This window comes from Corallococcus sicarius (assembly GCF_003611735.1).
In the GTDB taxonomy this organism is placed as follows: domain Bacteria; phylum Myxococcota; class Myxococcia; order Myxococcales; family Myxococcaceae; genus Corallococcus; species Corallococcus sicarius.
This window is the reverse complement of the sequence record NZ_RAWG01000029.1, coordinates 38129-52331: the sequence shown is the minus strand read 5'-3', so window position 1 is coordinate 52331 and position 14203 is coordinate 38129. Positions and strand designations below refer to the sequence as shown.

Annotated in this window: 10 protein-coding genes; 7 read left to right on the top strand and 3 right to left on the bottom strand. The window is 70.4% G+C overall.

What is annotated here, in order from left to right; genetic code table 11:
* Nucleotides 1–141: 141 nt before the first annotated feature.
* The 7 genes from D7X12_RS06880 (at nucleotide 142) to D7X12_RS06850 (ending at nucleotide 8093) form a co-directional block, all read left to right on the top strand.
* Nucleotides 142–507, top strand: coding sequence for a hypothetical protein (locus D7X12_RS06880; RefSeq protein WP_120624453.1), 366 nt, complete (start codon nucleotides 142–144; stop codon nucleotides 505–507).
* A 45-nt stretch (nucleotides 508–552) separates the two neighbouring features.
* Nucleotides 553–1365, top strand: coding sequence for a cytochrome C assembly family protein (locus D7X12_RS06875; protein ID WP_120624452.1), 813 nt, complete (start codon nucleotides 553–555; stop codon nucleotides 1363–1365).
* A 2-nt stretch (nucleotides 1366–1367) separates the two neighbouring features.
* A complete protein-coding gene (gene hemA / locus D7X12_RS06870; protein WP_244224398.1) occupies nucleotides 1368–2708 on the top strand; it encodes a glutamyl-tRNA reductase in 1341 nt (446 codons plus the stop codon).
* Nucleotides 2705–3646 (top strand): hydroxymethylbilane synthase, encoded by a 942-nt coding sequence (hemC, locus tag D7X12_RS06865; protein WP_120624451.1) that lies wholly within the window; start codon nucleotides 2705–2707, stop codon nucleotides 3644–3646. The genes hemA and hemC overlap by 4 nt, the downstream gene beginning before the upstream one ends.
* Before the next feature lie 10 nt (nucleotides 3647–3656).
* On the top strand, nucleotides 3657–4418 hold the full coding sequence (locus D7X12_RS06860; protein WP_120624450.1) for a uroporphyrinogen-III synthase: 762 nt from the start codon (nucleotides 3657–3659) through the stop codon (nucleotides 4416–4418).
* 70 nt (nucleotides 4419–4488) lie between these two features.
* A complete protein-coding gene (locus tag D7X12_RS06855; RefSeq protein ID WP_147443549.1) occupies nucleotides 4489–6258 on the top strand; it encodes an MYXO-CTERM sorting domain-containing protein in 1770 nt (589 codons plus the stop codon).
* 77 nt (nucleotides 6259–6335) lie between these two features.
* Nucleotides 6336–8093, top strand: coding sequence for a GspE/PulE family protein (locus tag D7X12_RS06850; protein ID WP_244224399.1), 1758 nt, complete (start codon nucleotides 6336–6338; stop codon nucleotides 8091–8093).
* Nucleotides 8094–8173: 80 nt separating this feature from the next.
* Here D7X12_RS06850 and D7X12_RS06845 read toward each other — a convergent pair whose 3' ends face one another.
* The 3 genes from D7X12_RS06845 to D7X12_RS06835 all read right to left on the bottom strand — a co-directional run bounded on the left by D7X12_RS06845 (nucleotide 8174) and on the right by D7X12_RS06835 (nucleotide 14072).
* A complete protein-coding gene (locus D7X12_RS06845; protein WP_120624447.1) occupies nucleotides 8174–9706 on the bottom strand; it encodes a hypothetical protein in 1533 nt (510 codons plus the stop codon).
* A gap of 89 nt (nucleotides 9707–9795) precedes the next feature.
* Nucleotides 9796–11778, bottom strand: coding sequence for a single stranded DNA-binding domain-containing protein (locus tag D7X12_RS06840; protein ID WP_120624446.1), 1983 nt, complete (start codon nucleotides 11776–11778; stop codon nucleotides 9796–9798).
* Nucleotides 11778–14072: a bifunctional metallophosphatase/5'-nucleotidase gene (locus tag D7X12_RS06835; protein ID WP_244224397.1), complete on the bottom strand. Its 2295-nt coding sequence runs from the start codon at nucleotides 14070–14072 to the stop codon at nucleotides 11778–11780. The genes D7X12_RS06840 and D7X12_RS06835 overlap by 1 nt, the downstream gene beginning before the upstream one ends.
* Nucleotides 14073–14203 lie beyond the last annotated feature (131 nt).

The following is a 14203-nucleotide window of genomic DNA, read 5'->3' as shown; positions in this document are numbered from 1 at the left end:
GCGGGAGGGGCTGTCCACGCGGCGCATGCAGGGCCGCAGGCTTGCTCCGGATGCGGAGCCTGAGCCTGAGCCGGAGCCGGAGCCGGAGCCGGGGGCCATTTCGCGGGCCCTCGCGGCAGGGCGCTGGTGTAGGATGGGGACGTGACGAAGCTCTTCCTGTCCCAGGCGCAGCTCGAGGAGTGGGCCCTCGCGGACAAAGCAGACCTGCGCGAAGGCCGGCTGATCGTGGCCGTCGAGGGAGGGGGCGACTGGCCCCTCACGCCCGCCGTCCACGTGGTGCAGCTGGTGTCGGGCGAGGACACGCACCAGCTGGTGGCCCGGGTGAAGACGGAGGACCAGCTCGCCCGGCTGGGGGCCGAACAGATGGCCGACTCCATCCTGGTGGGGGACTCCGCGTACGAGGTCGTTCCAGGCTATGTGGCGGAAGTGGGCGCGCCTCATCCGGAGCGTAAGCCCAACTCGGAGACCGATCTGCTGGCGGCCTTCATTCTCGATAAAATGGGCTGAGGCCAGGCTGAATGCCCCCTCGGCCGTGGTTATGAGCCTGCCGCCATGAGCCACCTGCTCGTCTCACTCGCCTGCCATGCCTACGGGCTGGCTGCGCTCGTCTACCTGGCCTTCCTGGTCCGCCAGTCGCAGGTGCTCGCCATCACCGGGCGCGTGCTCGTGGGGACCGGGCTCCTGATGCATTGCGTTGCCCTCATCGAGCTGCTGGGCGCGCAGGGAGGCCGGCTGGTGGGGCCCGCGCAGGGCATGTCCACCTTCGCCTTCCTGCTGCTGGCGCTGTTCCTCGCGCTGGATGTGCGCTACCGCAAGCCCGTCATCGGCGCGTTCCTCACGCCCCTGGCGGTGGCGGTGCTGCTCGTCGGGATGTTGTTGCATGGCGGGCCGGCGCCGCTTCCGGCCGCGGTGCGTCAGCCGCTGTTGCCCGTGCATGTCTCCATCGCGCTCTTGGGGATGACGGCCTTTGGCGTGGCGGCGGGGGTGGGCGTCATGTACCTGCTCATGGAGCGGCAGGTGAAGACCAAGCACTTCGGGCTGCTCTTCGCCCGGCTGCCCTCGCTGGAGTTCCTGGACACGCTCAACCGGCGGCTGGTGGTGTGGGGGTTCATCGCGCTGTCCCTCACCCTGGCGACCGGGGCGCTGTTCGTCACCACGGCGCCGGGCATTGCCTGGAACTTCGATGGCAAGCAGCTGGCGACGTTCGTCGCCTGGGGTGTCTTCGCTGCGCTCGTCAATGCGCGCATCTTCGCCGGTTGGCGGGGGCGGCGCGTGGCACTGCTCACCATGGCCGGCTTCTGCCTGGTGCTGGTGTCCTTCCTGTCGTCCTACGATCTGTCCGCCGCTGGCCCGGGGATGCCGTAGCCATGGAATTCATCTGTATCGGCGTGTCCCACCGCACCGCGCCCCTGGGCATCCGGGAGCGGCTGGCATTGCCCGAAGCCCGGCAGACAGAAGTGTTGCAGCGGCTGGCGCAGGCGCCGGTGGAGGCGCTCTGGGTGTCCACGTGCAACCGCGTGGAGGTGTACCTGGCGGCCCCCAGCGCGGAGCAGGCGCGGGAGCGTGCGCGGCAGACGCTGCAGGAGCTGGGCGGCGCGGAGGCGCTGGAGCACCTGTACGAGCACCAGGGCGAGGCGGCGCTCGTGCACCTGTTCCGCGTGGCCTCCAGCCTGGACTCCATGGTGCTGGGCGAGGCGCAGATATTGGGGCAGGTGAAGGACGCCTTCGAGCGCGGCCAGGGCGCGGGCGCGGTGCGCGGGGAGCTGACGCGCGCGTGCGCGGCGGCGTTCGGCTGCGCCAAGCGCGTGCGCACGGAGACGGCGGTGGGGCGCGCGGCCACGTCCATGGCGTCCGCAGCGGTGCAGCTCGCGAGCAAGGTGTTCGACGGGCTCAAGGACAAGACGGTGCTGGTGGTGGGCGCGGGCGAGATGGGCGAGCTGGCGGCGCGGCACCTGAAGAACGCGGGCGCCGGGAAGCTCATCGTGACCAACCGCACGCTCGCGCGCGCGGAGGCGCTGGTGGCGGAGGTGGGCGGCGTCGCTCGGCCCTACGAGGAGCTCTTCACGCTGCTGGCGTCCGCGGACGTGGTGGTGACGAGCACCGCGTCGCCGGTGCCCATCTTCACGCGCGACAACGTGGGGGCGCTGGGCAAGGCGCGCCGGGGCCGGCCGCTGTTCATGGTGGACCTGGCGGTGCCGCGAGACATCGACCCGGCGGTGGGCACGCTGGACTGGGTGCACGCGTACGACGTGGATGACATCCAGAAGTTCGTCGCGGACAACGCCGCCGCGCGCGCGGAAGAGGCGCACAAGGCGGGCGGGCTGGTGGCGCAGGAGGTGGCGCGCTTCGCCCGGGAGCGTGCGCTGCGTGACGGGATGCCGGTGCTGGCCCGCCTGCGTCAGCGCGCGGAGGGCATCGCCCGTGCGGAGGTGGAGCGCACGCTGCTGGGCCTGGGTGACGGGCTCACGGACAAGCAACGCAAGAGCATCGAGGCCATGGGACGCGCCATCGTGAACAAGCTGCTGCACGAGCCCACCGCGCGGCTGCGCGCCGTGGGTCCGCAGGGAGAGGGCAACCGCCTGGCCGGCGCCGCCGCGGAGCTGTTCGGCCTCAGCGAGGAAGAGGCCGCCGCCATCGCGCCGGACCCGCAGCCCGCGTCCGGCCAGGAGCTGGCGCCGAACGTGGCGGTCATCGGGAGCCGGCGATGAAGGCCGTGCGCATCGCGACGCGGCAGAGCCCGCTGGCGCTCTGGCAGGCCCGCCACGTGGCCTCGCTGCTCACCGCGGGCAATCCGGGCCTGGAGGTGTCGCTGGTGGAGATGACCACCGAGGGCGACCGCTTCCTGTCCGCGCCGCTGTCCGCCGTGGGCGGCAAGGGCCTGTTCGTGAAGGAGATTGAGCAGGCATTGCTCGACGGCCGCGCGGACGTGGCGGTGCACAGCCTCAAGGACATGACGTCGGTGTTCCCGGACGGGCTGATATTGGCGGCGGTGCCGACGCGCGAGGATCCGCGCGACGCGTTCTGCAGCCCGGAGGGCTACACGCTGGCCCGGCTGCCCCCGGGCGCGCGGGTGGGCACGTCGTCGTTGCGCAGAAGCTGCATCCTGCGCGCGCACCGCCCGGACCTGGAGATCGTCTCCCTGCGCGGCAACGTGCAGACGCGGCTGCAGAAGACGCGCGATTTGAAGCTCGCGGGCGCGATGCTCGCCGCGGCGGGGCTCAAGCGGCTGGGCCTGGAGCACCACATCACGGAGATCGTCCCGGTGGCGGACAGCCTGCCCGCGGTGGGGCAGGGCGTGCTGGCCATCCAGTGCCGCGGCGAGGACGCGGAGGTGCGCGCGCTGCTCGCGCCCCTGGAGGACCTCACCACGCGCGGCGCGGTGCGGGCCGAGCGCGCCTTCCTGGCGAAGCTGGAGGGCGGCTGCACGGTGCCCATGGCGGGCCACGCCACGGTGGTGGACGGGCAGGTCCACCTGCGCGGTCTGGTGGGCCGCCCCGACGGCACCCGGGTGGTGCGGGGCGAGGTGCGGGGCCCCGTCCCGGAGGCGGAGCGGCTGGGCGAAGCGCTCGCGGAGGAGCTGCTGTCGCGCGGGGCAGGTGACATCCTGCGCGATTTCGCCCGCCGCGAAGACGCGTCCCGCGCCTAGAGTCCGGCCCGTGGACCGGCGACTGGAAGGCATCCGAGTGTTGGTGACGCGCCCGCGAGAGCGCGCCGAAGAGCTGTGCTTCCTGCTGGAGGACGAGGGCGCCGAGGTGTTCAGCCTCCCGCTCCTGGAGCTGCGGCCTCCGGAGGACCCCCGGCCGCTCGCGTCCGCGGCCGAGCACGTGCAGCGCTACCACTGGGTGGTGTTCGCGAGCCCCTCCGCCGTGGAGGCGTTCCTGGAGGCCCTGCGGCTCGCGGGCACGTTGGACCGCCTGTCCCGCGTGAAGCTGGCCGCGGTGGGCCCGCGCACCGCGAGGACGGTGGAGGCCTTTGGCCTGACGGTGGCCGCCGAGCCCGCGGAGGGCACCGGGGCGGCGCTGTTCACCGCGCTGCGCGATCTGCTCGGGCCGGACGACGACGTGCTGCTGCCGTCGGCGGAGGAGGGACGGCGCGAGCTGGAGGACGGCCTGCGCGACCTGGGCGTGCGCGTCACGCGCGTGACGGCCTACCGCTCCACCCCCGCGCCCCTGCCGCCGGAGGCCCTGGCGCACCTGTCCGAAGCGCCGCCCCAGGTGGTGCTCTTCGCCTCGCCGCGCACCGCGGAGGCCTTCCTGGAGGGCGCGGGCCGCGAGCCCCTCGCTTCGGCGAAGGTGGTGGCCATTGGCCCGACGACGGCGACCGCGCTCGCGCAGCTCGGCCTGGACGTGGCCGCCATCGCGGAGCGCCCCACGCCCGAGGCGCTGGTGGATGCCACGGTCCGGGCTGTTCGCGGTTAGACTGCCCGCCCGGTGACGCTCCGGGTGCCAGGCCGGCGCCCGCGCGACGTGACGCGAAGAGGTGCGGGTGATGAATCGTGGGTTGCAGCGGAGTGGCTTCCTGCTCGGATTGCTGGCGTTGGCCGCGACCGCGGCGGCGCAGGGTCCGTCGGACTACCAGTACCTGGACCACTGGGTGCTCAACAACAGCCAGGACCCGTTCGAGTACTACCTGGACGCGCGCAATGGCCGGCCCGGCGACAACGACCTCGCGCTCGTGGAGACCACGGTTCAGGCCGCGTTCAAGGCCTGGCAGGACGTGAACTGCGCCTGGCCCGCCTTCACGTACAAGGGCCGCTCCACCACCGCGCCCATCGCGGACGTGAAGGACCGGTTGGATCGCTTCAACGTCGCGGCCATCTGGGTCACGGACGCCGCGGATCCCGTGTACGCGGAGGTGCTCAACCACGGCAACAGCGTGTCGCAGGCGGTCCCGCTGACGAACGGCGGCTACGTCTACCAGTGCGACATCTTCCTCAACGCCGTGAACAACCGCTTCACCACCGCGACCCCGACGCCCGCGGGCTTCTATGACCTGCAGACGGCCGTGATGCGTGAGATTGGCCACTGCCTGGGCCTGGGTAAGACCGGCGACTCCACCTGGGAATCCATCATGTACTACGTGCAGGAGCCGGGCGTGCAGCGGCGCACGCCGTCCGCCTATGACCGGGGCGCGCTGTGCCAGCGCTACCCCCAGGCGGGCGCGGTGGGCTCTCCCTGTGACACCACGGCCTGCGGCAACGGCCTCACCTGCGCGACCACCCAGAACACCACCAGCGGCAAGACGGTGAAGGTCTGCACCAAGGCGTGCCCGGACGGCGTGCCCGGTGCGTGCCCCGCGCCCTATCAGTGCCGGGCCTCCACGGCGGTGTCGGGCTCGCAGTTCGCGTGTCTGCCGGCCCCCGTGGGCGAGGACACGAAGGTGGGCAGCCCCTGCGCCAGCGCGAGCGAGTGCGGCGCGGCCAACTCCCGCTGCCTCTCCGAAGCCGATCAGACGACGGGCTTTCCGCCCTGGAAGGGCGGCTACTGCACGGAGTCCTGCACGGCGAACGCGGACTGCCCGCTGGGCTCCGCGTGCGCGACCGTCGGCTCCCTTGGCAAGCGCTGTCTGGACACGTGCCGCCCCGGCACGGGCGACTGTCGCTCCGGCTACTCCTGCACCACGCTGCCTGAAGGCAACGTGTGCGTGGCGGACTGCGCGAGCAACGCCCAGTGCGGGACGTCCTACGCGTGCCGCACCTGCGACCACGCCTGCGTCACCCAGCAGGCCGGCACCCGCACCGTGGGCGAGCCCTGCACGCAGACGTCCGAGTGCGGCACCAACCAGGAGTGCCTGAAGCTCAACGGCAATCCGCAGGGTGTCTGCGCGGAGTCCTGTTCCGTGTCCACCTGCACCTGCGCTCCGGGCAACACCTGCCGTTCCGCGGGCGCGGGCGGCCAGCGCTTCTGCTTCCGCGACTGCGAGGATGGCACCTGCTCCTCGCCGCTCCAGTGCGTGCCCTTCGAGCAGGGGAATGCCTGTCTGGCCAGCTGCCGCAACAACCAGGACTGCCCCAACGGGCTCGCGTGTGACTCCGCCGGCAAGTGCTACGACCCCTTCGCCAAGACGGACGGCGGCACCTGCGCGCTCTGCAACGACGGCGGGACGCTGCCTCCGCCCCCGCCCACCGACGGCGGTTCGGGAGGGCCCTCGGACGGGCCGGATGGCTGCGGCTGCCAGGGCGCGCCCGCGTCCGCCGCGGCATTCCTCGCGGGGCTCGGGCTGTTGCTCCTGGCCACCCGCAGAAGGAGGAACGGTTGACCCAGGCGGCACCCCCCGGAGGCAACGCCCCGTCCCGGAGCAGCGCTGACTTCACCGTCGCCTTCCTGCTGGAGGCGATGGTGGCCCAGCGTCTGCTCACCCCGCAGCAGGCGCAGGAGGTGCTGGCGCGCGAGCCTGCGGCCCGGGCCCGCGTCCTCAAGCAGCAGGGTGGGGCGGGCAAGGACGCGGTCCGCTACGACGTCTCGCCCGTGGAGGTCATCGCGGCGTTCCAGATCCCCGCGCCGGGCGGGCGGGGCGTGCTGGACGAGGACCGCGTGACGGAGGCGGCCGCGCGCGCGGCGGGGCTGGAGTACCGGAAGCTGGATCCGCTGAAGATGGACATGGCGCTGGCCACCCGCACCGTGTCGCGGCCGTACGCGCAGAAGCACGTGCTGCTGCCCCTGGAGCGCACCGAACAGGGCTGGCTGCGCGTGGCGGTGGCCAACCCCTTCGACCGCGAACTCTTCGAGAGCTTCCACCGGCTCACCGGCGAGCCCGTGGAGCCGGTGCTGTCGGCGAAGACGGACATCCTCAAGTCCATCGCGGACATCTACGGCTTCAAGAAGACGCTGGCGCGCGCCGCGGACGACTTCGGCGGCGCGCAGACGCAGATGGGCAACTTCGAGCAACTGGTGTCGCTCAGCGGCACCCAGGAGCTGGAGGCCTCCGACAGGCCGGTGGTGCAGGCCGTGGACTACCTGCTGCGCTACGCGTTCGACAACCGCGCGTCGGACATCCACCTTGAGCCCAAGCGCGCCACCAGCGTGGTGCGGCTGCGCATCGACGGGGTGCTGCACCCCGTCTACACGCTGCCCGCGCAGGTGCACGCGCCCATCGTGTCGCGCGTGAAGATGCTGTCGCGCATCGACATCTCCGAGAAGCGCCGCCCCCAGGACGGCCGCATCAAGACGGAGCGCGACGGCCGCGAGGTGGAGCTGCGCGTCTCCACGCTGCCCACCGCCTTCGGCGAGAAGGTGGTCATCCGCATCTTTGATCCGGAAACGCTGGTGCAGGACATCGCCCAGCTGGGCTTCGAGCCGGACGAGAAGGGCCACTTCGAGTCGTGGATTGATCAACCCCACGGCCTCATCCTGGTGACGGGCCCCACGGGCTCCGGCAAGACGACGACGCTCTACTCCGCGCTCAAGGCGGTGGCGGGCCCGGACGTCAACGTCACCACGATTGAAGACCCCATCGAGATGGTCTGGGACGCCTTCAACCAGGTGCAGGTGCAGCCCAAGGTGGGCCTGGACTTCGCGGGGGCCCTGCGCCACATCCTGCGCCAGGACCCGGACGTCATCATGGTGGGCGAAATCCGGGACGCGGAGACGGCGGAGAACGCCCTCCAGGCCGCGCTCACCGGCCACCTGGTGCTCTCCACGCTGCACACCAACGACGCGCTGGGCGCGGTGGCGCGCATGAAGGACCTGGGCGTGCCGGCCTTCCTCCTGGCGCAGAGCCTGCTGGGCGTCATGGCCCAGCGCCTCCTGCGCCGCGTCTGCGTCCACTGCGCGGAGGAGGCGGTGCTCACGTCGGACGAATTGCAGGCCCTCCAGGCGCCCCTGCCGCTGCTTCCCGGCGGCGTGCGGCTGATGAAGGGCGTGGGGTGCGTGAGGTGCCGGGGCACCGGCTATTCGGGCCGCACCGGCGTCTTTGAAATCGTCTCCACCACGCACGAGGTGCGCGAGCTCATCGGCAACGACGCGCCGTACTCAGAGCTGGTGAAGGCGGCGCGCAAGAGCGGCATGCGCACCCTGCGCGAGGCCGCCGTGCGCAAGCTGGCGCAGGGGCTCACCGCGTTCGACGAAGTGGTCCGCATGACCTCCGCTTCCTGAGCCGCACCCGGCGTTGGAAACACGAAGGGCCCGCCGTGCTGCACGGCGGGCCCCCGGGACTGCCAGAGTTGCGACGGCGACTAGAAGCGCGCCTGCAGCAGCGTGTTGAAGCCCAGCGCGTGCGGCTTCTCGAAGTTCGGCTGCGCGACGCCCGTCACGTCGTCCTCGAACGTGGTCCGGTTGGTGTCGTACGTGTAGTAGACCTCGCCCACCGCGGCCACGGACTCGGACAGGTCCCAGCGGAACGTGGCCTTGGCGGAGATGATGGCCTGCGCATCGCAGCGGGTGCTGCCGCCGCACTCGGCGGGCAGGATGCTCAGCTGGTTGGCGTCACGCACCACCACGGTGCGCGTGCCCGTGAGGCCGATGGGCGGGTTGCTGCCGCCGAGCGACGGATCCGGGCTGCGGAAGGACGCCGGCTGCTGCACGCCGAAGATGAGGCCCGGCGTCAGGTGCAGGCGGGGCAGGTGGTAGTCCGCGCCCACCGCGAAGAACATCTCCGGCTTCAGCTCCGTGCCCGTGGGGAAGTCCTTGAACGGCGGGAGGCCCGGCACGTCGAACTGGATGAAGGACAGGCTGCGGTAGAGCGCCAGCACGTTGAAGCGCCACAGGTTGTACTTCGCGCGCCCCTGCAGCGCGGCGGCCGTGGCGCCCTGCGGCTTGGTGGCGCCGAACGTGTCCGGATCCTCCAGCGTCTGCGTCAGGTAGCTGCCCTCCAGCGACACGGAGTAGGACAGGCCACCCGGGTACTGCTCCGGCGCGAAGAAGCGCTGGTAGATTTCCGGGTCGTTCTTGTAGAGCCGGAAGTCGATGCTCGTGCCGACCGGCACACCCACGTGGTAGACGATCTGCCCGGACACGCCCGCGGCGTTGACGTTCGCCTCGATGCCCTGGTTGGCCAGGCCCGGGACGATGCCCTTCTGGAAGAAGCCGCCGCCGGCCTCCACGCGCAGCGTCTCCAGGATGTCCCAGCCCGCGCCGCCCATCACGCCGTAGAGCGTCTCCTGCTCCAGCACGAGGTCGTTGAGCACCAGCGCCGTCTTGCCGCCCAGGTACGCGTACCAGCGGTCGCGCGTGAGCTGGAGCTTGGCGCCCGGCACGCCCGCGGCGGTGGCGCGGTTGGTGAAGATGGGGCTGCCGCCCCAGGAGATGCGGTACGCGTAGCCCAGACGGAAGCGGTCCGCGGACACCGGGAAGCCGGTGAGCGACAGGCCTTCCTTCTCACCCCAGCCGGCCGGCTGGTAGTTCAGGCGCACGTAGCTGGAGTTGTCGAGGATGTCGACGCCGCCCGAGGGCCGCTCCAGCACCAGCAGCGTGAGGGCCGCCTCGGTGGTGAGGCCCTCGAAGAACGCCGGCATGCGCTTGTAGAGCACCACGTTCGACAGCGACTCGAAGCCGGAGAACTTGGTGTTGAAGTTGTCGTAGAACTGCGTGTTCTGGTTCCCGGCGCCAAAGCGCGCGTTCGGGCTGTTGGGCGTGGTTTCACCCGCGCCCGCAAGCACGTTGTCGTCCGCGAAGACGAACGACAAACGGGTATCCACGAAGTCCCCGGCCCATGCGGGCGCGGAAAGAGCGGTCAGGCCCGTCAGGGCCAGCGTCTGAAACGTTTTCAATGTCCCTCCAGGAAGCGGTCCGGGGGAGACCGCTCCTCCCAGCGCCCCGGCATCCACCGGGGCGCGATGCGACTTTTAAAAATGAAAGACTACGGGCACGGCTTGATGGGCTTCGGGCACTCCAGGCCGGGCCCGGGGTAGCAGCACATGTCGTCCTGGTCACGCGGCAAAACGTTCCACCGCGGGCGCGCAGGGCCCACGTGCTTCAGGTGGCCCACGACGTCGAAGGTGGCCGCGTGCAGCTGCTTGCACTGGAGCGCCCTCGCCGCGTCGGCATCCGTCTCGCTGCAGTCCGGGTTCAGGTCCGGCACTGCGTCCTTGATCTGCAGGCTGATGCGCGAGCGCGAGTCCGGCGCCAGCTGGCAGCTGGCGTTGCGGGTCGCCGCGGCATCGCGCACGAGCGCCAGCTGCACCTCGGGGCCCTGCAGGGTGTACTCGAAGCGGGTGTTGGCCGCGATGAGGGTGTCCGTCTGGTCCACGCTCACGCCCTCCTCGCCAAAGCGCACGCGCACCGGCTGATCACAGAAGAGGTTGAGCCGGGAGCCCTCGGCCTGCGGGCGGCCGGGGCTGACCTGCGTGGCGCCCACGGACAGCTTGGTGATGCGCGCGGGGACGGACTCGTCCAGGCCCGCGGCGGCGGGGCCCGTGGCGTTCATCTCCACCACGAACTGGCCGAAGTTCGTGTACGTCGTCTTCTCCGCGCAGATGGTCCCGGCGAACTGCCCGATGCCCAGCGTGCAGTCGATGACGCACTGGCGCTCCGGGAGGTCCGGATCATCCGCCGGCTCCTCGAAGCAGTTCTTCCAGGTGCGCGCCGCGCCCGTGCCCGCGGGGCAGAACATGGGCATGTCGTTGTTGCCGTTGGCGTCGCAGTTCTTGAACACGCGCGGGAACTTCACCCGGCGCAGCTTCACGAGCGACGACTCCAGGCTCTCCATCTTGAAGTTCCTGTAGCTGTAGCCGCACAGCAGGTCGTCCAGGTACGGCGACCCGCTGAAGCCGCACAGCCGGCCGTTGATCTCCACCGGCGGCACCTGGGACAGGTACTTGTTCCACTCGCTCTGCGGCAGGAGCCGCACGTTCTCCCGCAGGGTCCAGGAGGGGAAGCTCAGCTGCGTGGTGCTGGTGAACTCCGCCACGGTGCCGGACAGCGTCCAGATGAGGTCGCCCGCGTCCAGCCCTTCCGGGAACTGGTAGTTGTAGATGTAGACGCTGTTGAAGCGACCCGGGTTGAAGCCATCCGGCTCCGGCGTCTGGATGTTCGCGCCCGTGAGGCTCTTCTCCGGCACGCGGCAGGCAGTCATGTCCGTGACGAAGAAGCCGCTGGAGTCCGTGCCCGTGATGAGCAGCTTCATCTGCTGGCCGTTGTTCGGATCCGACGGGTCGCAGTTCTGCACCAGCGGCTCACCGGCCTCCGGGCTGCGCCCGATGCGCAGGAACTGTTTGACGAAGGCGCTCGTCTCGCTGGTCCCCTCCGGCGTCTGGAGGGTGGCGATGGCCGGCTCGGAGAACCGGATGGGCGTGGACAGGCCCGTAGAGAACGTGCGCGTGGCGGGCTCCGGGGGCACCTGGGTCAGGTCGCCCACGACGCCGCCATCCGCGTAGTCCAGCTCGAAGGGCTCGTCCTGCACCCAGACGTGCGTCTCACCGTACAGGTGGGCCACGCGCACGCTGCCGGTGCCCTTGCCGTTGGTGAGCTGCGCCCAGCGCTTGCTGTAGTCGCCGGTGATGTCACCCGGCACGACGCGGAAGGAGACCGGTCCATTGAAGGACGTCATCTCCCCGCCGTTGCCGTCCAGCGCGGTGATGGACAGGCCGATGTCCACGTCCCCGCGCGGCAGGGTGTAGAGGCACTCCGCCGTGCCACGCACGGAGGGCGGCACCGCGGCCTGGTCGTTGCCGTACTTCGCGGCGCACGCGTTCACCACCGGCAGGAGCGCACCGCTCCCGTCCCCGACGGTCAGCGCCGTCACCTCGACGCGGAACGAGGTGAGCCCGGTCGGCGTCTCGGACTCCTTGGAGTAACAGCCGGCCGCCAGGGCCAGCGTGGACAGCAGCAGGAGTCGTTTCATTACTTCACCCTCCGCCCGATGCGGCCATCCTCGATGGCGATCGCGATGGGCATGGAAGTGGGCTTCTCACAGAACGAACGCAGCTGCGTCGTCACGGTGCCGCAGGTGGGGTTGGTCCCCGACAGCAGGTCGCGGCAGGTGCACCGGCCGGTGGACGGACCCTGGGGGACCGCGCACTGGGACAGGGCGGCGTCCGCCGTCAGGCCCGGCACGCCACAGCCCTGGAGGGCCGCCGCGCGCTCGTTCTCATCCGTCGGCAGCTTGAGGAGGCTCAGGCAGGAGCAGCTTCCCACCTTCTTTTTGAGGGCCTCCTCGAAGGTCTGGGACACCCGGCAGGCGCCGAGCGTCTTCTCGTCCACCGTCCACTGGCCGTTGACGAGCGAGCCGCAGCGCGTGCCGTTCGCGGACGTCTCCTTGCCCTCCAGCAGGTCCTTGCAGGTGCAGAAGCCCTGCATGTAGCCGATGAGCGAGTCGCGCAGGCTGATGTTGGTCTCGATGCGCGTGGTGTTGCGCTTGAGCACCGTGAAGCCGGAGCCGCCCTTGGCGATGTAGTCGTTCACCGCGACCTTGTAGGTGCCGTTGGTGTCCAGCGGCTTGCCGTTGATCTGGATGTCGATGCCGGGGTGCGCCCAGCAGCGCGCGCCGCTGGCGTCCTCCAGGCACTGCCACGGCGCGTGGCCCTCGCGGCCCGTCTGCGGGCAGTCCTGCTGCACCGTGGCGGGGGTGCAGGCGATGCGCAGGTCGTTGAGCTGCACCTGGGCGCAGTCCATGGTGAAGCGGGCGCCGGAGATCTGCGCCTGGCTCACGCACCCGCGCTCGGCGGAGCGCTCGGTGACGAAGTCGAACATCTCCTGCATCTCCACGCCGGAGAGGTACATGATGTTGATGGTGTTCTCGAACGGGAACACGTTGAACATCGACTCCTGCGTCACCACGCCCGCGTAGAGGTTGTCGCGGATGCCCAGCGAGTTGGTGAGCGCCATCTCCGCCTCCACGCGGCTGCGCTTGCGCATGGAGTCCGCCGCGATGTTCCCCAGGGGCGAGTCACCGCCGTTGGAGTTGTTGCGGCGCTGCACGTCGAGCGGCGCGTAGGAGAAGATGGACGTCAGCTGGAGCTTGAAGTCCATGCCCAGCATGTACGGCACCAGCAGGTCCGTCGTCTCCGGATCCTCCAGCCGGCGGCACTCCTCGATGGCCTCGCGCACGCCCGGGGCCTGGATGAACTCCCCCGGGTCCCAGAAGATGTCGTCGTCGAAGCGGTACTTGCGCATCCGCTCGTTGCACCAGAGGCCGTCCACCGGGAACGCGTGGTAGTCCTGGCTCACGACCTCCGCGCCCTCGTTCTCACCCAGGCGCTGGGGCATCTTCACGACCAGCTCCAGGCGGCCCACGTACTTGGCGAACGCGCCGGAGTGCGACAGCACCACCTTGCGGCCGCTGGGGTCGGTGACGAGCTGCGGGGGGTTGAGCACCACGTGCAGGTGGCCGCCCATCACCGCGTCCAGGCCGTTGACGCCCGCGATGTGCACGCGCACCACCGACTTGTCGTCGCCCTCCGGACCGAACCACTCCAGCACCTTCCACGCGTCGTGCGAGCGCTCGATGAAGGCCTTCGCGCGGCCGTACTCGTAGTAGGCCTCGTAGCCCTGGATGAGGTCCTGGTCCTCGGTGAGGCCCAGGTGGCTGACCACCACGATGAGGTCCGTCACCGGGCGCAGCAGCTCCACATAGGAGCGCGCGGCCTCGTTCTGCTCCAGCGGGGTGACCTGCAGGCTGTTGCCACCCTCCACGATGGAGTTGAGCGAGGAGATGTTCGCCATGCCGATGATGCCCACCCGCAGGCCCTTCACGACCTTGATGGTGTAGGGGCTGGTGACCATGCTCGCGCCGTTGTTGCCGGCCGTCTTGGCGTCATCCCAGAAGTAGTTGGCGGCCAGCAGCGGGAAGTTGGCGAAGTTGCGCGCCTTCTGGACGAAGTTGAGCGCCCCGGCGTCGAACTCGTGGTTGCCCACCACGGCGGCGTCCAGGCGCGACTCGGACAGGAAGCGGAACTCCGCCTCGCCCGTGTTCACGTTGAAGATGGGGGCGCCCTGGAAGCAGTCGCCGGAGTCCACGTGCAGGACGCGGTCGCCGCGCTTGCGCTCCCGCTTGAGGATGGACGCCATGCGCGTGGCGCCACCGAACGGACCGGCCTCCGGGACGAGCTCCAGGTCCTGGTCCGTCTTCAGCGGCGTGAAGTCGTACGGGATGAGCCGCGAGTGGATGTCAGAGGTATGAAGGAGGGTAAGCCGCACCTCCTGACCCTCGAGGTGGTAATCCTGGCCTTCCAGCACAGGCATGCACGAGGCGAGGGCCAGGGCGCAGGCACAGAAGAGGCCGAGCAGTGCGCGACACATTCGTGGCGGATCCGTGATTCAAGAGAGTG